This is a genomic window from Pontimicrobium sp. MEBiC06410, from assembly GCF_053601615.1.
Window position 1 is genome coordinate 55,436 of the sequence record NZ_JBSHNT010000133.1, and the last position, 21,641, is coordinate 77,076.

General features: G+C 32.2%; 19 protein-coding genes. 7 read left to right on the forward strand and 12 right to left on the reverse strand.

What is annotated here, in order from left to right:
* Window positions 1-13: 13 nt before the first annotated feature.
* From ACVC08_RS02760 to ACVC08_RS02780, 5 genes are all read right to left on the reverse strand, one after another.
* Complete coding sequence (locus ACVC08_RS02760; protein ID WP_452599489.1) at window positions 14-700, reverse strand: succinate dehydrogenase cytochrome b subunit; 687 nt, start codon at window positions 698-700, stop codon at window positions 14-16.
* Between the two features lie 284 nt (window positions 701-984).
* Complete coding sequence (locus tag ACVC08_RS02765) at window positions 985-2,079, reverse strand: hypothetical protein (RefSeq protein ID WP_452600914.1); 1,095 nt, start codon at window positions 2,077-2,079, stop codon at window positions 985-987.
* Between the two features lie 264 nt (window positions 2,080-2,343).
* Entirely contained in the window at window positions 2,344-3,228 is an 885-nt protein-coding gene (locus tag ACVC08_RS02770) for a hypothetical protein (protein ID WP_452600915.1), read from the reverse strand.
* 119 nt (window positions 3,229-3,347) lie between these two features.
* Window positions 3,348-3,944, reverse strand: coding sequence for an alpha/beta fold hydrolase (locus ACVC08_RS02775; protein ID WP_452600916.1), 597 nt, complete (start codon window positions 3,942-3,944; stop codon window positions 3,348-3,350).
* Window positions 3,945-4,066: 122 nt separating this feature from the next.
* The gene (locus tag ACVC08_RS02780) at window positions 4,067-6,916 is read right to left on the reverse strand and encodes a WD40/YVTN/BNR-like repeat-containing protein (protein WP_452600917.1); all 2,850 of its coding nucleotides are present in this window, start codon (window positions 6,914-6,916) and stop codon (window positions 4,067-4,069) included.
* A gap of 207 nt (window positions 6,917-7,123) precedes the next feature.
* Here ACVC08_RS02780 and ACVC08_RS02785 point away from each other — a divergent pair, with 207 nt between their 5' ends.
* Together ACVC08_RS02785 and ACVC08_RS02790 are read left to right on the forward strand one after the other, a co-directional pair.
* Window positions 7,124-7,708, forward strand: coding sequence for a Crp/Fnr family transcriptional regulator (locus ACVC08_RS02785; RefSeq protein WP_452600918.1), 585 nt, complete (start codon window positions 7,124-7,126; stop codon window positions 7,706-7,708).
* A 113-nt stretch (window positions 7,709-7,821) separates the two neighbouring features.
* The gene (locus ACVC08_RS02790) at window positions 7,822-9,114 is read left to right on the forward strand and encodes an aminopeptidase P family protein (protein ID WP_452599495.1); all 1,293 of its coding nucleotides are present in this window, start codon (window positions 7,822-7,824) and stop codon (window positions 9,112-9,114) included.
* Window positions 9,115-9,186: 72 nt separating this feature from the next.
* On the opposite strand, the gene ACVC08_RS02795 is transcribed toward ACVC08_RS02790, so the two are convergent.
* Complete coding sequence (locus tag ACVC08_RS02795) at window positions 9,187-10,524, reverse strand: aspartate kinase (protein WP_452600919.1); 1,338 nt, start codon at window positions 10,522-10,524, stop codon at window positions 9,187-9,189.
* A 304-nt stretch (window positions 10,525-10,828) separates the two neighbouring features.
* Here ACVC08_RS02795 and ACVC08_RS02800 point away from each other — a divergent pair, with 304 nt between their 5' ends.
* Both ACVC08_RS02800 and ACVC08_RS02805 read left to right on the forward strand, forming a co-directional pair.
* Entirely contained in the window at window positions 10,829-11,476 is a 648-nt protein-coding gene (locus tag ACVC08_RS02800) for a hypothetical protein (RefSeq protein ID WP_452599497.1), read from the forward strand.
* Window positions 11,477-11,689: 213 nt separating this feature from the next.
* Window positions 11,690-13,003: an APC family permease gene (locus ACVC08_RS02805; RefSeq protein WP_452600920.1), complete on the forward strand. Its 1,314-nt coding sequence runs from the start codon at window positions 11,690-11,692 to the stop codon at window positions 13,001-13,003.
* 99 nt (window positions 13,004-13,102) lie between these two features.
* Here ACVC08_RS02805 and ACVC08_RS02810 read toward each other — a convergent pair whose 3' ends face one another.
* Window positions 13,103-15,007 (reverse strand): flavin monoamine oxidase family protein, encoded by a 1,905-nt coding sequence (locus tag ACVC08_RS02810; protein WP_452600921.1) that lies wholly within the window; start codon window positions 15,005-15,007, stop codon window positions 13,103-13,105.
* Between the two features lie 217 nt (window positions 15,008-15,224).
* On the opposite strand from ACVC08_RS02810, the gene ACVC08_RS02815 reads away from it, so the two are divergent.
* Window positions 15,225-15,596 carry a nuclear transport factor 2 family protein gene (locus tag ACVC08_RS02815; RefSeq protein ID WP_452600922.1) on the forward strand — a complete coding sequence of 124 codons (372 nt, stop codon included), beginning with the start codon at window positions 15,225-15,227 and terminating at the stop codon, window positions 15,594-15,596.
* Between the two features lie 71 nt (window positions 15,597-15,667).
* Here ACVC08_RS02815 and ACVC08_RS02820 read toward each other — a convergent pair whose 3' ends face one another.
* The 4 genes from ACVC08_RS02820 to brnQ form a co-directional block, all read right to left on the reverse strand.
* Window positions 15,668-16,048: a cupredoxin domain-containing protein gene (locus ACVC08_RS02820; protein ID WP_452599501.1), complete on the reverse strand. Its 381-nt coding sequence runs from the start codon at window positions 16,046-16,048 to the stop codon at window positions 15,668-15,670.
* Between the two features lie 60 nt (window positions 16,049-16,108).
* A complete protein-coding gene (locus ACVC08_RS02825; protein WP_452600923.1) occupies window positions 16,109-16,666 on the reverse strand; it encodes a carboxymuconolactone decarboxylase family protein in 558 nt (185 codons plus the stop codon).
* A gap of 417 nt (window positions 16,667-17,083) precedes the next feature.
* Window positions 17,084-17,923, reverse strand: a complete 840-nt coding sequence (locus ACVC08_RS02830) for a helix-turn-helix domain-containing protein (RefSeq protein ID WP_452599503.1) — start codon at window positions 17,921-17,923, stop codon at window positions 17,084-17,086.
* A 7-nt stretch (window positions 17,924-17,930) separates the two neighbouring features.
* On the reverse strand, window positions 17,931-19,235 hold the full coding sequence (gene brnQ, locus ACVC08_RS02835; protein ID WP_452600924.1) for a branched-chain amino acid transport system II carrier protein: 1,305 nt from the start codon (window positions 19,233-19,235) through the stop codon (window positions 17,931-17,933).
* A 64-nt stretch (window positions 19,236-19,299) separates the two neighbouring features.
* On the opposite strand from brnQ, the gene ACVC08_RS02840 reads away from it, so the two are divergent.
* Complete coding sequence (locus ACVC08_RS02840) at window positions 19,300-20,073, forward strand: alpha/beta fold hydrolase (RefSeq protein WP_452600925.1); 774 nt, start codon at window positions 19,300-19,302, stop codon at window positions 20,071-20,073.
* 96 nt (window positions 20,074-20,169) lie between these two features.
* Entirely contained in the window at window positions 20,170-20,412 is a 243-nt protein-coding gene (locus ACVC08_RS02845; protein WP_452600020.1) for a DUF1660 family phage protein, read from the forward strand.
* 3 nt (window positions 20,413-20,415) lie between these two features.
* On the opposite strand, the gene thiL is transcribed toward ACVC08_RS02845, so the two are convergent.
* Entirely contained in the window at window positions 20,416-21,462 is a 1,047-nt protein-coding gene (gene thiL / locus ACVC08_RS02850; RefSeq protein WP_452600021.1) for a thiamine-phosphate kinase, read from the reverse strand.
* Window positions 21,463-21,641 lie beyond the last annotated feature (179 nt).

Genomic DNA, 21,641 nt, shown 5'->3' on the forward strand with positions numbered 1-21,641 from the left:
TTGAACTTAATTATTAGTGATTAAAATGATGAAATAATGCAATAATTATAAACCCTACAGGAATTCCAATTGCATAAATTTTGCTAAACCCTTTTAATCCTTTAGTATATTTATTGTTTGCTCCTACAGACTGAAATGCCGAGTTAAAACCGTGTAATAAGTGTAATGCTAAGAATACAAACCCTAAAACATATAACGCTACACGCCACATAGGTTGAAATTTATGAACTAACTCTTCATAATACCTAAATCCACTCGTTGCATCTTCTGGGTTTATTAATCCAGACATGTCGCCTGCAACAAATTTTGTATTCAATTCTGGAATCCAAAAATCTATAAAATGAATAATCATAAAGACTAATATAAAGCCTCCACTCCAAATCATATTTCTACTCATCCAAGAAGAGTTTGCACCTCCATTATTTTTAGCATAACTAACTTGTCTTGCTTTATTATTTCTAATTTCTAAAACAAACCCCATTACAAAGTGAAAAACCACTCCAAATATTAGTATGGGTTGCAATATGTATTGAACAGCCCAAAACGTACCCATGAAGTGAGATGCTTCGTTAAAAGTATCTGGACTGAATACCGATAGAATGTTAATTGCAAAATGTTGAAGTAAAAAAAACATTAGAAAGAGTGCCGAAAGTGCCATGGCAAACTTTCTTCCTATTGAAGAATTTAAAATTCCGCTCATTATTTTTGTTGTTAAGTATAGTGTTCAACAAAGATAACGCTCGTTAGTTAGTATCACAAATTTATACTATGCTTTTGCTCACTATTTAGAATCGGTTTAAGTTAAGCTTCTAAAATTATTGTTTTTGTTTAAGCTTCTTACTTACCTTTTTCAACATCAATGCTTTAAAAATAAATAATCAAAAACTGCTCTAAAGCCTATTGTATACAATAGAATTAAACACACATACCACACATTACCAACAACTTACAAAACAAGAAGTAGCTTAAACATTATAGCTCGTATTAAAAATTAAATCTTGGATTTACAACTGTATTATAAATAGAACCAAAAGAATAACTAAAACCTATACTTACAAAATAATTATACCCAGACTGTAATTGCTGTTGTTGTAATAGCAACTCTTCTAAAGACACATCTCCAGCTGGTAAATTAATTTGGTTTCTTGTAATTCTATAATTACCACTTACATCGAAATTAAACCCTTTAAAAATTCTAATATTAGCACCTAAAAAAAATCCTAACGAATTTAAAGTAGTATCATGTAAATACTGATTAAAAGAGGCTTCGCCATTAATATTCCCCCATTCTTGCCTTACAACGCCTCCTAACAAAACATTATGCTCCCATAAATGTTCTTCATTTTTTCCAAAAACAGAACGCTCAATATATTTATTATACACAACTCCGTTTCTATATGATAATGTTAATTGCTTTTTAGCAGATTCGTCATATTTAAAGAAATTATACTCTATAGCTGGTTTAAAAGACCAATACAGGTCTCTATTAGAGAATGTAGAGGAGCCAAGGCTTCCAAATGCTCCTGCAGACCAATGGTTGTTTAAACTAATAACATTGTTTACGTTTAAAAACTTATTATTGTTAATAGCCACAATGTCTTCATCATCGAAAGTAAATACCGATTTATTTTCTCCAAAGCCCATTCGTAATGAGAATTTATTTTTCTCTGTTACTCTTCGTGCAGACACATTAAAGTTTAAGTTACTACTTCGGTTAGATTCTTGCCCATTAAAAAAACCTCTAGCTCCTATTCTAAATAACCAATAGTTCCATGGGTCTTTAACTTCAGCAGTATAACTTTCTGTACTAGGTGTTGGTACGCTTACACTTACCTCATCTGTTGCCCCTTTTGCAATCCAAAAGCGAACTAAACCCAATTTAATGTTTTTAAGAATTCTTTTTCTAACATCATCACTAGTCATGTTAGCATCGGTAGAGAATTCAATTTTATAATTTATATCTGCTAATTCTTCTTTCCCTATAAAGTCTATTTCATAGCTACGCCCACCGCTTCCGTTTCTTTGAGAGACAAAAAATAAATGTACATCTCCAAGGCTTTGATCTCTTACAAACTCCACCTTTCCAAGGTTTTGTTTAATATATGTATTATCGCATATATTACAGTCTAAAAATATCTTTAATTCTTTGTTTTTTGTGTCTTGAGTGAAACTTTTAAACACAGAGAATAGCGCAAGTAAAACGATTACAAGTTTTTGATTGATGATTTGATTGATGATTTAATTAGGAGACCAATATAGTCATCAACAAAACGCAAACTTTACGCCTTTAGTTTATTTTAACAGAAAAAAAACAGGATTTAGAATAACTCTAAATAATTTTATTTAATTAGAAATTGTTGGTATCAACCCTCTAATACCCATATCTACAACTTGTTCACCTGCAGCTGGTTCATACTTTCCATCTTCAGTAACTTCTGTCCATTCAAAACTATTATTTACAGAAAAAGACAAAACAACTTCTATATCTTCTGTTTCTTCTCCTGTTACAGTAAAAGTGCTCTCAAATTGCCCTGTCACTACACAGGATCCATCTGGTATTGGAGAGGTATCAAATAATGGATTTGGCACTGTAGTTGCCCCTACCGGCGCTTGCCCTTGTGTTGTAATCCCCATAGTTTCAAAAGCCCAAAAACCTTGTAATTTATTATCATTTACTTCTAATGCGCTTCCATTTAAATCGAATGTAGTTATATAATTATTATACCCTACAAAACTTGCCAATGTTCCAGTGTAATCATTTCCATCTGCTGCTAAAAAGTCTATTGCTCCTTCTTGATACGATAGTGATATACGCACCCAGTTATAATCTCCAACAGATAATTGACTTAATGGTATACTTACATACGTCTCATTATCTCCTGCAAATGATGCATTTTGAAAATCTATAGCTAAATCCCCTCCAGCTTCGGTTTCTACTCCCGAAAAGAGTACAGCACCTTCTCCCAATAGTGTTGTTGCATTTGGTGAAAACTCTATATAGTTAGCACTCATTTTGCTTATTACAGGAGATTGCGCTGCATTACCAGATGGAATTGTTGAGGGTTCTCCTAAATTGTTTAATCGCTCTTGAGTTGGATCGAACTTAAATTTTATAATAAGATTTGCTGGTGGTTCTGGAATAACCTCATTTAAAGACTCATCATTATCCACAACACATGATGTTAGCGTAATTACTAATAATAGTACAGCAAGTTTTAAGTATTTCATTATTTTAAAATTTTATTCAATGACTAATATATGCTAAAATAGTATTTAATTTTCTCAAAAAAAATGAGAACCAAATAGATAACGCATAAATTCAGGTTATATTCTTGACTGAATTTTAATTAAAAAAACTCTCGAATAGAACCTTGTATTGTTTCTGGTGATTCCAAAGGCAACATATGGCCACTATTATCCACAATAGTTAATGTAGCATTTGGCATTTTACTCTGCATTTTTCTCACTGCATTTATAGGCACTAATTTATCTTCTACAGACGCAATTATATGTATCGGGTTTTCTAAACCCGCTAACTGCTCCAACAAAGAAACTCGTTGAGATGTTGCTTTAAGCTGTTTAATTAACACCTCTTTTCCTAAAGTCGCATCCATTTGTTTAATAATTTGAATAAGCTCCTTATTTTGGTAATTTTTTGGATGTAAAAACTGTAATACTCTTGTTTTAGAAATACCGCTATATTTATGAGTCTCCAAAAACTCTATAGTATTTTTTCGTAATTGCAATTCCTCTTTACTTAATCCATTAGCCGAAACCGCAATAATCATAAGTTTTGCTATTCTTTTTGGGTAAGTTATTGCAAAATGCAATGCAGCATACCCACCCATAGAAAAGGCTACAACAAAAGCATTTTTGCTTAAGATACTATCTAGCATCGCATCTATTTCTATAAACGACGTCGCTAAAGTAGTATCTACATACATTCAATTGTAAGTAGACAAATTAGATTGAACTTTACTCCAAAGTTCTGGAGTACACATAGTACCTGATATAAAATAAAGCTTTGGCTTACTATTCATTAATTAAAAATGACTACAGTAAAAAATTATTCTATTATTAAATCTGTGTTTCTTTTTAATTTAGCACTAGATATTTCTACAGTATAATTCCCTTTTGGCAAGTAATACTTTCCGTTTTTAGCTTTATTAATGTCTATACTTGTATTTTCTTTCAATAGTTTTTTTCTTCCTTTTTCAGAAATAGTTAAATCGTAATCTACATAATTAAAACCTTTACTAACGTCTACTTCAATTGTATTTAAAAGTGTATTTTGACTTGAACGGATTTGCACAGTTTGCTTACCTGATTTAGCAGAATAAAATTTAATTATTGTTGAAGGTTCATAAGGTTTTAACCACTTACTCCAAGAGCTTCCCCAACGCGACGAATACCGAATTTTATTTATATCAAAAAACACGATTTCGTTAGTATTTGTTAATATATTTTTATGTTGTAATGGTGCTATGTTGGCTGTGTATATACTACGCCCATGGGTTCCAATTAATAAATCGTTAGTAGCACTTTGTATTATCATATCGTGTACTGCAACCGCTGGCAAGCCATTAGAAAAGGCTTCCCAAGAACTGCCATTATTAAAGGAAACATACGCTCCATTATCAGTTCCTAAATATAATAGCGCATCGTTTACAGGGTCTTCTCTTATAACATTTACTGGAGAATCTGGCACATTGTTATTAATTGCTTTCCAGTTTTTACCATAATCATCACTCATATATACATAAGCCGTAAAATCGTCCCATCTATAACCATTTAGGGTTACATACACTCTGTTTTTATGGTGTTTTGATGCTATTACTCTTGTTATCCATAAGTTTTCAGGGAAAGATGATGAGACATTTTCCCAACTTCCTCCAGAGTTTTTAGTAACTTGTACTAGACCATCATCTGTACCTACATATATAACTCCAAACTCAAAAGGCGATTCGCTAATACTGGTGATAGTACCATAAGCTACATTCCCTTTTTTACCTCCTTTGGTTAAATCTGGAGAAATAGCTTTCCAATTATCTCCTTTATCCATAGAACGCATTAACTTATTACCGCCTAGATATAAAATATCTTGATTATGCTTAGATAATTGTATTGGTGTTTGCCAATTAAATCTATACGGACTTTCGCCTAATTCATGTTTTGGCTGAATATATTTTTGCCTCCCTGTCTCTCTATTTATTCTGTAATAGTTTCCAAATTGGTAGCCTGTGTAAACAATGTCTGGGTTTCTTTCATCAATTTCTATTTGCATACCATCTCCACCCATAATACTCTTCCATGGGTATTGTCCGTTTTGGTGCCACGCTTTATTCTCTCTTGCATTATGTGGTCCAACCCAAACACCATTATCTTGCAATCCTCCATAAACATTATATGGGGTTTGATTGTCTACATTAATAGCATAAAATTGCCCAACCGATGGTGAGTTATTCTTTATCCAGTTTTCTCCGTCATCGTAAGAAATATTTACACCTCCATCGTTTCCATTTATTAAATGATTAGGGTTTTTAGGATTTATCCATAATGCATGATGATCGGCATGTACGTTTTCTTTACTTATTGAGGCAAATGTTTTTCCGCCATCTTTAGATTTTAAAATTGGCACACCGTAAACATATATATTATCTTTATTATTTGGAGCAACGTAGATATGTCCAAAATAATATCCGTAGCTGTAATACAGACCATCTAAATAATCATCATGTGTTTTTTTCCAAGTCTTTCCGCCATCTATACTTTTATATATTTCAGCGCCAATTACTGGTGTATCAAACAGCATAGAGTTTGCATCTTCAAGATAGTTTGCTAGGTCAACGGGTTTTACGTTACCGCTCCTTACCATTTGTTTTACGTTTTCTGCTCGGTATTTTTCTTGAAATCCATTTTGTTTTAAAAACCTATTTAGCTTTTTATCTTCTAAATTTAAGAATTTAGAGACTGCCATGGTTTTAAAGTCTTCTTTAGTTAACCCTCTTTTTTCTTCTTTATCCGCTTCTGGCTCTCTTCTAAATTGACTGTCGTGAATTGCATAAATAGTAGTATCATCGTACATAGCAACACCTATTCTACCAACGCCTCCCCCTGTTGGAAAACCACTTTTTTTGGTAGATACGTGCTCCCATGTTTCTCCAGCATCGGTACTTTTAAAAATAGCTGAGTTATTACCACTTCCATTAAAATTCCAAGCTTTTCTATCTTTTGTCCACGATGTTGCAAACATCACATTATAATTATTAGGTGCGTGTTGTAAATCTATTACTCCACTAACTTCATCTACAAAGAGGGTTTGAGACCATGTTTTTCCACCATCTTTAGTTTTGTATATTCCACGTGCTTTATTTGGAGAGTACAAATGCCCTGTTACACCTACAACTAGCTCATTTGCATTATTAGGATTTATTAAAATTCTACCTATATGGTGAGAGTCCAACAACCCCATATTCTCCCACGTTTTTCCATTATCTGTAGATTTTAAAAGACCAATTCCTGCATACGATGATCGTGAGCTATTATTTTCTCCTGTACCAACCCAAATAGTCCTAGTTTTCCAATCTACAGCAATATCTCCTACATTTTGTGTTGGTGCTGAATCTAAAATTGGGGTAAATGTCGTACCGTTATTTACAGTATGCCAAACACCTCCCGATGCGTAGCCCACATAAAATTCGGTTTCATTTTCAGGGTTTACAGCTAAATCTGTAACACGTCCACTCATTACAGTTGGTCCTATATTTTTAAACGGAATGTTTTTTACTATAGATTGTTCTTGCAATATTGCTTTTTGCTGCAATGCTTCGGTAACTGTATTTGCTGAGGAAGTTGTTTGCTGTGCATTAGATAATACTGCAATAGTAAATAGAAGTGTAAATAGGTTGGTTTTCATTAGTTTTTGTATTGTTTTATCTGTTTAGGGCGTAACATTATAACAAAGGCCCTTCATTTTTCAGGTTAATACTATTAAGGTATGAAAGGTAATTAAAAGTTATTTTAGTAACAAAGTTCCCTAGTTAAAAGACCTTTATTAGCCTAATAATTAACATTTATTGAATTTATATTTTTAAATTCGACATACGAAACTACAGTATATGTAATGACTATCTCAAAAGCACATTTAGCACTTTATTTAAAACAGGGGATTAAAAACAATGCTTTACAGGAACGTATTCCTTCAATTTTGGAGCATTTTTCTCTTCTAGAATTAAAGAAGCATTCTTTTTTTGTTGAAGAAGGCCAAATTTGCAAATACTTTTGCTATATAGAAACTGGAATTTTACAACATGCTATTAGGGTTTTAGACGAAGAAAAGACTACTTATTTAGCTTTAAAGAATTCGTTAACTTCTGCTTTAAACAGTTTTAAAAACCAAATTCCTTCTCGAAAAAGCATCCGTGCCTTAAGTGATTGTAAACTTTGGGTAATAGACTTAACTACGTTTAATGATTTAATTAAAAATAATCCTGCGTTTTATGCGTTCTACTACAACTTAATTGAAAATCAGATTTTTCTAATTGACGATTATCGTATCGATTTACTCACTTTAACTCCCGAAGAGCGTTATAAAAAACTATTGCTTAATGAGCCCGAATTGCTTCAAGAAGTACCACTACACTATTTAGCTTCTTTTTTAGGAATTTCATCAAGACACATGAGCAGAATTCGTAAAAACATAAAATAGTGCCAAATGGCTACCAGATTACACATGGTATTTAATTATTTTTGGGGAACATCAAAAAAAAAATCAAATAACAAAAAATTCTCTTTTTAAGAGGACTAAAAATACATTTTCCAATGAAATATCATAAAATAGATCGTAACCTCTTCATTAAAAACCGTAAAAACTTTGCTGCAAAAATGCAACCCAATAGTATTGCTGTGTTTAACTCTAACGATATTTATCCTGTAAGTGCAGATAGTACATTGCCTTTTGAACAACACAGAGACATCTTTTATTTAAGTGGTGTAGACCAGGAAGAAAGTATATTAGTGTTATTTCCAGATTGTCCAAATCCAAAACATCGAGAACTACTATTTTTAACAGAAACTAACGAGCATATTGCCATTTGGGAAGGCGAAAAACTAACTAAAGATGCAGCTTTTGAAACCAGTGGTATAAAAACCGTGTACTGGCTACAGGATTTACATAAGGTTATGGCAGAAATTATGTCGCAATGCGAAACAGTATATATTAATACTAACGAACATTATCGTGCTAATGTTGAAACTGAAACTCGAGAAGACCGCTTTACAAAATGGTTAAAAAATAAATATCCTGCGCATCGCGTAGCAAAAAGCAATCCTATTTTACAACGTTTACGCTCTGTAAAAGACCAAATAGAGTTAGATTTAATTCAAAATGCCTGCGATATTACTGAAAAAGGGTTTCGTAGAATTTTAAATTTTGTAAAACCAGATGTTTGGGAATTTGAAATTGAAGCCGAGTTTATGCACGAATTTTTAAGAAACCGTTCTAAAAAATTTGCTTACACACCTATTGTAGCTTCTGGTAATAATGCTAACGTATTGCATTATATAGAAAACAATCAGCAATGTAAGGCTGGCGATTTAATATTATTAGATGTCGGTGCCGAGTATGCTAATTATTCTAGCGATATGTCACGTACTATTCCTGTTTCTGGAACATTTACAGCTAGACAAAAGGATGTTTATAATGCAGTTAATAGAGTAAAAAATGCTGCAACCAAATTATTAACTCCAGGAACTATTTGGGCAGATTACCATGTAGAAGTTGGTAAATTAATGACGAGTGAATTATTAGGTTTAGGTTTAATTGATAAAGCCGATGTACAAAATGAAGACCCTAACTGGCCTGCTTACAAAAAGTATTTTATGCACGGAACCTCTCACCACATGGGCTTAGATACTCATGATTATGGTATTTTAACCGAACCTATGCAAGCCAACATGGTATTTACTGTAGAACCTGGCATTTATATTCCAGACGAAGGTTTTGGTATTCGTTTAGAGGATGATGTTGTTATACAGGAAAGCGGAGAGCCATTTAATTTAATGCGTAATATTCCTATTGAAGCAGATGAAATTGAAGAGCTTATGAATTCTTAAATAAAGAGTTTATAAAAAAACAGGAGCTATATGCTCCTGTTTTTTATTGCCTTATCTTCTTTTTCATCATTTTTATATTGAAGCTAATACTGGTGGAAATGTTTCAAAAACGTAGCGCTGTAGTTTTTGTAATGTTTCTAGTTTATCGCTAGTATTTACCAATAACGATATATTATTATTACTTCCACCATAGGCTATCATTCTTACGTTTACATCTTGCAACACCTGAAATAAACTAGGTGTGTCTGGGTGGTATATAATAGTATTGCCTACCAAACAAATAATACTCATATAGTCATCGACTTCTACGGCTGCAAACGTTTCAAGCTCAGCAACTATGGCTTCTAAATGGGTTACATCATCTATAGTTAAGGACACGGCTATTTCCGAAGTGGTTATCATATCTATAGACGTCTCAAACCTTTCAAAAATTTCGAACACCTTTTTAAGAAATCCATGCGCCAGCAACATTCTAGCCGATTTAATTTTAATTGCAGTAATATTATCTTTTGCGGCTATAGCTTTAATACCTTCTCCATGAATAGTATTAGTTATTAAAGTTCCATAAGCTTCTGGAGCCATTGTGTTTTTTAAACGTACAGGAATGTCTAATGCACGAACAGGCATTACGGTTTGTGGGTGTAATATTTTAGCACCAAAATAAGCTAGTTCTGCTGCCTCATCAAACGATAAATTAGAGATTGCTTTAGTATTATTTACAAACCTTGGATCGTTATTATGAAATCCATCAATATCGGTCCATATTTGTACTTCTCTAGCTTCTAAAACTGCCCCTATTATTGTTGCTGTATAATCGCTTCCACCTCTATTTAAATTAGAGATTTCTCCATCTGCATCTAGCGAAATGAATCCTTGCGTTATATAAATATCTGCTTCTGGAACTGTTTTAAATAAACGATTAAGATTTTGTTTTATATAAAAATTATCTGGTTCATTATTTCTATCTACACGCATAAAATCTAATGCAGGTAGCAATACAGCATTTAAGCCTTCTTGCTGTAAAAAACGACTAAAAATAAAGGTGGATAATAATTCGCCTTGTGCTACAATGGTATTATGTAAAACTAATGTATGCAGTGTATTTACCGAGCGTTCTAATGCATTAAATATAGCGTTTACATAACTAGTAACCTCTGCTTTTATAGTTTTGTTATTAAACAACTCGTTAAGAGTTATTGTATAAGATGCTCGCAACTTTTTAAGGCAAGCTAATGCGTTTTTTACTTCTGCTTGTTTAATGTTTTCCGATAGCTCTACAAGTGCGTTTGTAGTTCCAGACATTGCAGATAATACCACGACCTTTTTAGTAGTGTCATTAATGATATTTTTTACAGTAATCATATTTTCTACAGATCCTACCGATGTTCCACCAAACTTTAATACTAACATATTTTATTATTTAATATACTGGATATATCAGTAGCGTCAATCTGAACTCGTTATAGCATCTCATATAAATTAATTAACCAAAATGAAACCTATGAGATTCTGACCTACTATAATCAGAAAGCTAAACAAGTTCAGATTGACGCACTGACTGTTTTAGAAGATAAAAGTACATTTAGTTCTTCCTTTATAATTAAAAATGAAAAAATTAGTCTAATTTTACACATCATGTTAATTATTTAACAATAAATAATGTGTAATTGTAGATCTAACTCTTTCATTAATGAAAGGTTAAACAATAATATTTATGAAGACAATTGCCTCTTGTGTAGAAGACATTTTAATTACCCAACCTTTTCTAGAAGAAGCTTTATCTAGAAGCATTATTAATTTTTCTGCCTTAGCCGAAGAGTTACAAACACCTGTAAGCAAAATGCTACGAAAACCTGTAAAAACAGGCGCCATAATGATGGCTTTACGGCGCTACAACCCACCTAAATACCTCCGCCATTCTAAAAAACTAAGGTCGGTTTTAAAAGATTTGGGAGATATTACTGTACGGTCTAATTTAATCGATTTTACTTTCGAAAACTCAAAAACCCTAATCCATAGCCATGCTAAAATATTAGAGAGTATTAATACAGAGGTATTTTATGGATTTTCAAGAGGTATTTTCGAAAGTAATCTTGTTATTTCTAGCTCAGAAAAACAAACCGTTTTAGAGGCTTTTAAAAACGAGACTAAAACTGGTTTACAAGAACAGCTTTCTGCTATTAGTATTCGTTTACCAAAAGACAATTCTAAAATATCTGGGCTATACTATCAAATTTTTAAACGGTTTGCATGGGAGGGTATTGCTATCTACGAAGTAATTTCTACAACCAATGAGTTTACTGTTTTGGTAGAAGACCACCTTGTAGATCAAGCGTTTTCTACTATAAAACGTTTGCATTAATCCTTTTATTAATAACTAATAATAGCTTATTTAAAATATATACATATACAACTTAGCAAAAAAACCTATAATTAACCTAACTTTCAAGTTCATAAAAATACTATTCGGTTTTTATTTGTTAATTTGGATATTTAACTACGTAACTATAAACATACTACAAAGACTTTATATCTCATTACAAGAAAAAACGAATAAAAATGATAATAACAACCAATGACTCAACATAGAAATAGAAATAAAAAATTAGGTCTAGCAGAATTAATAGCTATTGCTCTAGGCGGTATGGTTGGTGGTGGAATTTTTACTATTCTAGGTATTTCTGTATCAATGATTGGTAATTTAACCCCAATTGCAATTATTATTGGCGGATTAATTGCGGCATTAGCGGCATATTCTTATGTAAAACTAGGGTTATATTATCGGGATGAGGGTGCAACTTATTCTTTTTACAAAAGAACCTATCCAAACTCAAGGTTTTCAGCTTCTGCTATAGGTTGGTTTATTATTTTTGGCTACATAAGCACGCTTGCTCTGTATGCTTACACGTTTTCTTCTTATGCTATTAGTAGTTCTGATTTTGCAGATAATGTTTGGATTAGAAAAGCGATTGCAATTGGGGTTATTGGCATTTTTACCCTTATAAATATATGGAGTGTTAACGGGATGGGAAAGATTGAAGACTTAATGGTCTACACAAAATTAATCATTTTAACCATTATTTCATTTGTTTTAATGCAACACGGAACAACCGATTTTGAAACATTTATTGACAATTTAGCTTTAGATACCAAAAACTCTAGTCTTTTTTCTATTCTTATTGTTGCTTCTATAACATTTGTTGCCTATGAAGGTTTTCAGCTAGTTATTAATGCTGTAAATGAAATGACTAAGCCAGAAAAAAACATTCCAAGAGCCATATATTCTGCAATTGCTTTAGCTATTTTAATTTATGTAATTATTTCAATTGGTGCCTTATTTGCAATTCCAACTGAAGATATTGTAAAAAACAAAGAGTATGCCCTTGCAGCTGGAGCTGGAGAAATATTAGGAGATTTAGGCACCTATCTTGTAATAATTGGTGCACTTTTAGCATCTAGTAGCGCCATTAGCGGTACAGTTTTTGGATCTTCAAGACAACTATCTGTAATAGCCAAAGATGGTTATTTCCCTAATTGGTTATCTATTAGAAAAAACAATAGCCCACAAAATGCTATTATTGGAATGGCTGTTATGGCTAGTCTTTTAATTCTTATTGGTGGGCTAGAATTAATACTAGAGTTTGGAAGTATTACCTTTCTTTTAGTATCATTATTAATGGCTGTTGCCAATTATAGAATAAGAACTAAAACTAATTCATCAAAACTATTAACAGTATTATCAATAATAGGTTTGGGTAGTGGTGGCATACTTATTTTATATTATGAGTTTACAACCAAATGGGAACAAATGATTGCTATAGTAGTCCTTTATGTTTTATTAGGTATTGGGGCTTGGTTCTATTCTAAGAAAGAAGAAAAAAACAAGTAACATCTTACTAATTATAGTCTCTTTTAAAAGGGTATAAAAATCAAAAAAACCACTTAACAGATGTTGTTAAACGGTTTTTTCTTTTGATAATACTATTTATTAAATACCTTCTACCATTAAACGTGTATCTGGTAGTTTTGCTAATGGTGCAATTTCTACATCTGGTTTTGCCATACGACTAATAACATTAATTGCTGCTGCTATCGCGCCTTCTTGCCAACCTGGCAAAGACGAGATTTGATCGCCTACAATAAAAAAACAAGGATCATTATAAGTCTTACTCTTCTCATTATATATGCCAGTTCCTTGAGTAATAGCGTTAAATTGCCTTGTAGAGTATTTAGAGTCTCCCACTGCTTGCCAATACGCCCAACCGCCTTTTATATGTGGCATGTTTTGCCATGCAATTGCCAAACCATCATCCAATCCTTCTGCAAATTTCTCATTAAATTTACTAGCATCTTTTCTCGCTTTGTCTAGCCTTTCGCTTATTGGTAATTTTCCCCACTCGTTAGCTATTTTATCAAAATTGTAAGCTCCTGTTAAAACGCCTTTTTCATCTTGATATCCTGTAGACGGATACCAAATTTGTTGAATTTCGCTATCGGTCCATGAAATTCCCCCAAAGATAGGGACGACACCTATTTCAGATTTTTTAACGCCTCCTGCTTCTGGTTTTATCGAACTTCCTTGCCATAATTCCCTATTAGCCTGCCAACCAACTTTAGAGGTACTTGCTAAAAATTTTGGTACGTAACCATCTTCTCTTGCTTTGTAACCAGGAGCCTTAGTAGGAGTAAATTGTGCAACATAAACTGCTTCAAGTGCTTCTTTAAACCTATCTTCGAACCCAGTATTCCCAGTTTTCATCAGTTTGTCTGATACTATATTTTTTAAAAACGGCATTGCAAGATTACAAATACAATAATCTGCCTTATATTCTATTAAATCTTCTGTTCCTACTTGACTTACATAGATTTTAAATTTCTGACTTTCTTCGCACCAGTCAATTTTTTTAACAGGGCTATTTAAATGAATATCGCCACCCAAAGCTGCTACTTGCTGTGTAAAAGCATGTTGTACTTGATCCATACCTCCTACTGGCTGAAATAGTGTTGGCTGCCATAAAAAATCTGCGGGTTGATAAAACTTAGTGCCTTCCCAAAATTTAGATTTCAATAAATTATCAAAACTCAGCACATCTGTCACAATCCCTGCTGCTACACCTGGTAGTACAGAATAACCTGCTCTTGTTTTACCGTTTTCAAAACCTACAGAACCAGCAGTAGCCTCATACTTTCCATTTGCATCAAGTTCCCCAAAACTAACCATTAAGCTCTGTAGCTCTTCTACACGAGTTTTTAAATCGTCTTTGCTAATATTCAATTCTGGGTCACTTAATAGTTTTTCTGCTTTACTATAAACTATTTGTGCTAACCAACCTCGTGTATTATGATCTAAATGACGATATACCATGGCCTCGCCACCAAAACTACTATCTTTTTGTACTAAGTTAGACTCTGAGTTCATAACGTAAACCTCAACATCTACAGAGAATTTTTTCAAATAATCTAATAACCGTTTATGGCTACTTGGTATTCTACCAGGTCCAGCATTAAGATAAGGTTCTGAGTCTCCTACTGGTCTTTTAAAGCGTACAACTTGTGTTTCTCCTGGGGTAGAGTTAAATAAATCGCTATTAATATCTTCTGTTAATGTATCTCCTGTTCGCAAGCTTAAACAACGCCCTCCTGTTCTGTTTAAGGCTTCTAATACCGTTACTTTTGCACCAGATTTTTGTGCCAATATCTCGTAAGCAGTGGTAAGTCCTCCAACTCCAGACCCTATAACAATAACGTCCTTTCCTTTTAGTTGACCTGGCTTTAATTGTATTGCTTGATCTGTAATTTGTTTTTGTCTGCGTGTAGCCTTATCTAATGCAGCAAATGCAGATGCTTTTGGGTTGTTCTGCAAAAACTCTTTACGACTTTTATACTGTGTCATTTTAAATTTATTTTATTTGGTTATACATATTATGGGTTGATATCATAAAACTACTATATTCAAGTATTACCAAACAAGCGTATAAATACCCCTTTTTGCTATTAAGTATTTTAAAATAGGCCTCTGAGCAAATGAAATAACAGTAAAAAACAACTGCGTATAAAAATAATGCTTAGCTTTATTTTTCTTCTAAACTATTAAACCCATTTATTTCATTATGACAAAAAAAGAAATCGCTATTAAATACATAGATTATCTTGAAAAAGGAGACATTAAAAATGTAGTTAATTTATTTAATATAGATGGAATAGTCGACTCCCCTCTGTATGGTATAAAAAAAGCAGATGAATTTTATTATGAGTTAAGTAGTGACACAACAAACTCTCAACTTCACTTATTAGGAATTTTCGAAGATGGTGAGTCTAATAATCTAGCGCTATACTTTACATACAAATGGACCTTAAAGAACAATGAAAGGGTTGAGTTTGATGTTGTAGATATTATAGAGTTTGATTTGGAAAATAAAATAAGCAAATTAAAAATTATTTACGATACTGTAATTGCTAGAACATTAAAGGAACAATTATAGCCTTTAAAAAGCAACAAAAAAGCGAACTCTAATTAAAGAATTCGCTTTAAAATAATAAACTAAATAACTAACTACTCTACAGTTAATGTGTACTGTGGTGTTTTATTAAAAGGACAGAAATACTTATATGTTCCTTTTTTAAGTGTCACCGCTTTTGATGATTCTGTTTTACCATGCTTTACCATTTGAGATACGTAAGCATCTGCTATGTGATTTTTTGGGTTAGTTCCATCTTTTCCATCTTGTATTAATACTAATCCAACTTCTGGTGCCGCATTGCTATTTGTTACATTAAAAACATAAGTTCCTTCAGATAATGTTAATCCTTTTTGAGTAAATTCTCCTTTTGTTTGTTCTAAAGCTACTGTTTTTACTGCTTTTTTCATTTTGTCTTGTGCCTGTGCAACAAATGTGAAGGCTACTAAAAATACTCCTAATACTAAATTTTTCATTGTTTTTGTTGTTTGTGTTCCCTTCAAATAGGGGTTTATTGATTATTGTTAATTATTATTTTATTGAGTTACTGTAAATTTACCTGCTTCTACAGATGGAAAATCTACTTCTGTTTCTGCGATGTGGTTAACATAGTTTGTTAATGTATTAGAAACCACATTTAATACAATTTCTAAAATATCGCCATCGTTAAATCCTGCAGCTTTTACTTCTGCAATAGCTTCTGAAGAGACTTGACCTCTATTTTCTGTTACTGCTTTTGCAAATTGTAATCCTGCTTGAGCTTTATCATCGTTTGCAAATCCTTGGCGACTTTGTTCTGCCTGCTCTTCGCTTAAACCATTCATTTTTCCAATTGCTGTGTGCGCAGATAAGCAGTAATTGCAAGCATTACTTTCTGCTATTGCTAATGCCAGTTGCTCTCTATATTTATTAGAAAAATTTCCGCTTCCTGTTAATTCCCCTAAACTTAAATAGGTTTGTAATGTTGCTGGAGAGTTACCAAACACTTTAATTAAATTAGGGATAAAGCCTAATTTACTTTGTACTGCATTAAATAATTCTTTCGATTTACCTGTTGTTGTTTCTGGGTTTAATGTTTCAATTCTTGTACTCATATTATTATTATTTTTACCTACTAGAATAGGTTTTTATTTATTAATTTATTTTCTATTTATTTTCTTTTGTGCATTCGCACATTTTTTGCTGTGGTTGTTTTTCGTTATAAACTTGATATCCCCAACAATTAGGACACTGATTTTTTTCTATTGCTTCCATTTTATGTTGTGTTTAATTGTTACTATTTAATTACACTGCAAAGATGCAACACGAATACACCTTAAAAAATGGACAAAAGTTCCTTATGCTTGGACTTGCCTAATTTTACTAGCATTTTTTTTGCGTGAAGGATGGAAATGGCATCCTTTTTATACCCAAAAAGGGATAAAAAGATATAGTGGACAGCCTGACCCTTGTGGTCACGCCTTAATAATTAATATAACATTGAGAATGATTAAAAATATAACACGTACGCATTAATACTCTTTTCTAAACTGCAGTGGCGATTTTGAAGTTGCTTTGGTAAAAAATCGTGTAAAATAGGCAGAATCGTTAAAACCTAAACTATAGGCTATTTGTTTTACGGGTTCGTCTGTATAGATTAGTTGGCGCTTGGCTTCTAATACTATTCTGCTTTTAATAAAATCGCTAGGGGTTTGCGCTCCTACTTTTTGAAAGTTTTTGGTAAGCGATTTTGGAGACACACCTAAACGATTTGCATAATCGGTTACTGAATGTAGTGTTTTATAGTTTTGCTCTACCAACACGCTAAAATCTTTAAAAAGTTTAGTTTCTACTGCATCTTTTATAGGATGATTCTCCTTTTTTATTCGTACCGAGTGTATAATAAACTGCTTTAAATAGGTTTGTAGCATATCGTACTGCGCAGTATTGTCGCTGTTAAACTCCTCTACTAAGCTTTCTAAAATAAAATTTAGTTTTTTAGTATCGTTTTCACAAGGTTTTACAAATGGGGTTTCGTAAACATTATTAAACAGTACGCCATTACAGGCTACAGCTTTATCATGGGTTTGTATGCAATAAAAATCGCGTACAAAAGTAAGTTTATAGGCTTCTTTTATTTTTTCGGAATCTACCGAAAATACTTGCCCTGGAGATAGAAAGAACAACACATTCTCGTTAAAAGTGTAACTTTTAAAGTCTATATTATAAGTTCCTCGGCCTTCTTTAATCCAATATATACTATAGGCGTCTATTTGCTCTGGCTTGTTTACAACACAAGCGTTTTCGAATTGAACAACGCTTAACGTAAATATATCTTTAAATGTATAGGTTGTAATGTCTTGAACTGCCATTGGTTTATTAAATAGATGCTGTTGGTTTAGTCGTAAATTTTTTAAAATTTAACACTAGAAACATAATTAAAGCTGGTAAAACCCAGCCAAAACTATATTTAGCTAAAGGAATACTATTTATAATTTCTTCTAAATACTCTGGATTTATTATAAATTTCAAGAAATCTGGAATACTAAACAAAAAAGTTACAATAACAACTCCTCTAAATACTAGTTTTGATGCATATTGCTCTGGCACAACGTTTAATAAAATTAAAACTATAGTTATTGGATAAATAAACATTAGTATTGGTAAGGCTATCATTATTATAGAATGAAAATTTAATTGCCCAATAACGACACCTACAACACATGCTATAACTGCTGTAATTGTATATACTATTTGAGAGTTATTTAATAAACCTTTAAAATAATCTGCTGTACCTGCTATTATACCAACAGCTGTTGTAAAACATGCTAAGGATATTAAAACACTTAATATAGTATTTCCAAAACTCCCTAATGATGCTATGCTTATTCCTCTTAATAAATTAGCCCTTTGCATATCGCTACTTAAAGCTGTATCTATATTTATTTCTGCTCCATAAAATGCGCCTACCGAAATTAACCCTGCATAAATAACAAATAATCCTAGCCCAGCTATAAAGCCCGATTTTTTAATGAGCGTTTTTCTATCTTCAAAAGAGTCTTCTTTTTTAAAATTTAAAGAGATAATTATAACTGCCCCAACTACTACTGCTCCAATAGCATCAAACGTTTGGTAACCTTCTAAAACACCACTTACAATTGGCGCTTCAAACGTTGCAGGATTCATTTCCATTGTACTAGAAAACAACCCTATTCCTATTACTAAAAGCAGAGCGATTACTATTAATGGGGTTAAAAATTTACCTATTAAATTTAATATTTTAGAACGATTTAAAACAAATACTAATACCAAAGTAAAATATATAGCGCTTGTAAGTAATGGGCTTGTCTCAAATACAGGATGAATGGCTATTTCATGTGTAGCAGATGCTGTTCTAGGAGATGGTATAGCTACAGATATAACATATACTATAACACAATAGACTAAACTAAAAATTGGAGATACTTTTTTACCAAAATCGAACATAGTACCTTGCAGTTTTGCATGTGCTAAAATGCCAAAAATAGGGATGACCACTGCTGTTAACATAAAGCCTATTGTTACCCAAAACCAATCTTCTCCTGCGTTATAACCTAAAAGCGGCGGTAATAATAGATTACCAGCTCCAAAGAACATGGAAAACAATGCAAAACTCGTTACAAATAAATCTTTTCTTTTACTCATATTTTTTTAGTAAAAACTTGCTACTACATACTTAAACTTATATTTTGCCTAATATACTTTAAAAATGATTTTAGAATACAAAGGAATTAATATTTTTTATACCATTTCTGGTAAAGGCGCTCCTATTGTTTTATTACATGGTTTTTTAGAAGATCATTCTATGTGGAATGATACTATTTCAGTTTTAGCTAAAAACCACAGTGTTATAGCCATAGATTTGTTAGGTCATGGAAAAACTAACTGTATAGGTTATATACACACTATGAGCGATATGGCAAACGCAGTAAAAGCTGTTTTAGATTATTTAAATTTAACAGATTATATTTTTGTAGGTCATTCTATGGGGGGCTATGTTGCTTTAAACTTTTCAAAACGTTTTACAAAAAACATAAAAGGTCTTTGTTTATTAAACTCTACTTATGAAGCTGATGATAACGAACGAAAACTATTAAGATCTCGTGCTAATAAAATGGTGCAAACTAATTTCGAGAATATGGTACGCATGTCTTTTGCAAACCTTTTTAGCACTGAAAGCAAGAAAGTGTATCAAACTGAGTACAAAAATGCTATGCAAACCGCTCTAAAAACTTCCCTACAGGGTTACATGGCTGGACAGGAAGGCATGAAATTACGAGAAGATTTGTCTACTTTTTTTGCCAGGGCACCTTTTAAAAAAATCATTCTGTTAGGAGAAAAAGATACCGTTTTAAATTCAAAATCTATAACTCAGTTTGCTGAAAAACATAATATTAAAACATGCGTGTTCTCTCAAGGACACATGTCTCATATTGAAAACAAGGAAGAATACTTACAAGAACTAGTGCATTTTATCGAATAAAAACAACTTTTAGTCGGAGATTATTATTTTTTTATTATGTTTAACAACCTTTAACTAAAATCATGATTATCATCACCTTATATCCTCCCACTATCTATGCGATTAATATGTAATTTATTTGGACACCACTTTGAAGTATCACGAAATGTAACTTATCATGTAAAAGAGTATAAATGCTCTCATTGCAATAAGGAATTAACAACTAATAGCAAAGGAAACTTAACGCCTTTAACTCCTAAATACAAGGAGATAAATTCTATCTTATCAAGAATTCACACAAAACGTCAATCTAGACTTAATAAAGAAGAATTACGTACAGCTTATAAAATGACATCGTAGTTATTAATTGTCAAAGTTTTTCCAGCCTTGGGCTTGTAATGGTATTTTGGTTTCTGCTCTAGTTACCAAATTAGCACCTGCATTTTCTTCAGTCATAAAACCAATAACTGTTAAGTTAGGGTTCCCTTTTATTTTTGGGAAGTCCTTTTGAGAAATTGTCATTAAAAGCTCGTAATCTTCACCTCCATTTAAAGCAATGGTTGTACTGTCTATATTAAACTCTTCGCAAGTAGAAATAACTTGAGGATCTAAAGGAATTTTGTTTTCGTACAAATCGCAACCTACTTTGCTCATTTTACAAATATGTAATATCTCAGAAGACAATCCATCACTAATATCAATCATAGCTGTTGGTTTAACATCTAATTCTTTTAACAACTTAACAATATCTTTTCGCGCTTCAGGCTTTAATTGACGCTCCATAATGTATGTATAAGCATCTAAGTCTGGTTGATTATTTGGGTTTACCTTAAAAACTTCTTTTTCTCGTTCTAAAACTTGTAATCCCATATAGGCACCTCCTAAATCTCCTGTAACAACTAATAAATCATTAGGCTTAGCTCCATTTCTATAAACAACATCTTCTGCACTTACTTCTCCTAATGCAGTAACAGAAATAAGTAATCCAGAAGTAGAAGACGTTGTATCCCCACCAACTACATCTATGTTATATATTTTTGAAGCAGCCTCTATACCTGCATACAATTCTTCTAATGCTTCTAAAGAAAATCGATTAGATACAGCAATAGATACTGTTATTTGAGTAGCTTCTGCATTCATTGCATAAACATCTGATAGATTGACAACAACGGCCTTATAGCCTAGATGTTTTAAAGGCGCATAACTTAAATCGAAATGCACGCCTTCTACTAATAAATCTGTGGTAATGACAACTTGTTTATTTTTAGGGTTAATAACAGCAGCATCATCCCCTATACTCTTTACTGTAGATTCGTGTTTTATTTCGAAATTTTTTGTTAAATGATCTATTAAACCAAATTCTCCTAAATCACTTAATTGTGTACGTTGTTGATTTTTATCTTCTATCATAATGCAAAAATAAGGACTTGCAGTAAAAAAGCAGAAGAATCTTATTTTTAATTGTTATTAAATACTAATTAATTAAAATTGAAAACAAGTATTGTTAATATAAATATTGTTCAGATATTTTATAAAATCAAGACTGTTAATATAGTATTCAAGGACTTTTAATAGTTTCTTTGTTTTAT

Coding starts and splice junctions, on each gene's coding strand:
- brnQ (WP_452600924.1), bottom strand. CDS start 19,235: ATGAGTAAAAGAAAAGATTTATTTGTAACGAGTTTTGCATTGTTTTCC.
- ACVC08_RS02840 (WP_452600925.1), top strand. CDS start 19,300: ATGATTTTAGAATACAAAGGAATTAATATTTTTTATACCATTTCTGGT.
- ACVC08_RS02780 (WP_452600917.1), bottom strand. CDS start 6,916: ATGAAAACCAACCTATTTACACTTCTATTTACTATTGCAGTATTATCT.
- ACVC08_RS02845 (WP_452600020.1), top strand. CDS start 20,170: ATGCGATTAATATGTAATTTATTTGGACACCACTTTGAAGTATCACGA.
- ACVC08_RS02820 (WP_452599501.1), bottom strand. CDS start 16,048: ATGAAAAATTTAGTATTAGGAGTATTTTTAGTAGCCTTCACATTTGTT.
- ACVC08_RS02830 (WP_452599503.1), bottom strand. CDS start 17,923: ATGGCAGTTCAAGACATTACAACCTATACATTTAAAGATATATTTACG.
- ACVC08_RS02825 (WP_452600923.1), bottom strand. CDS start 16,666: ATGAGTACAAGAATTGAAACATTAAACCCAGAAACAACAACAGGTAAA.
- ACVC08_RS02805 (WP_452600920.1), top strand. CDS start 11,690: ATGACTCAACATAGAAATAGAAATAAAAAATTAGGTCTAGCAGAATTA.
- thiL (WP_452600021.1), bottom strand. CDS start 21,462: ATGATAGAAGATAAAAATCAACAACGTACACAATTAAGTGATTTAGGA.
- ACVC08_RS02810 (WP_452600921.1), bottom strand. CDS start 15,007: ATGACACAGTATAAAAGTCGTAAAGAGTTTTTGCAGAACAACCCAAAA.
- ACVC08_RS02760 (WP_452599489.1), bottom strand. CDS start 700: ATGAGCGGAATTTTAAATTCTTCAATAGGAAGAAAGTTTGCCATGGCA.
- ACVC08_RS02775 (WP_452600916.1), bottom strand. CDS start 3,944: ATGTATGTAGATACTACTTTAGCGACGTCGTTTATAGAAATAGATGCG.
- ACVC08_RS02815 (WP_452600922.1), top strand. CDS start 15,225: ATGACAAAAAAAGAAATCGCTATTAAATACATAGATTATCTTGAAAAA.
- ACVC08_RS02785 (WP_452600918.1), top strand. CDS start 7,124: ATGACTATCTCAAAAGCACATTTAGCACTTTATTTAAAACAGGGGATT.
- ACVC08_RS02795 (WP_452600919.1), bottom strand. CDS start 10,524: ATGTTAGTATTAAAGTTTGGTGGAACATCGGTAGGATCTGTAGAAAAT.
- ACVC08_RS02770 (WP_452600915.1), bottom strand. CDS start 3,228: ATGAAATACTTAAAACTTGCTGTACTATTATTAGTAATTACGCTAACA.
- ACVC08_RS02800 (WP_452599497.1), top strand. CDS start 10,829: ATGAAGACAATTGCCTCTTGTGTAGAAGACATTTTAATTACCCAACCT.
- ACVC08_RS02790 (WP_452599495.1), top strand. CDS start 7,822: ATGAAATATCATAAAATAGATCGTAACCTCTTCATTAAAAACCGTAAA.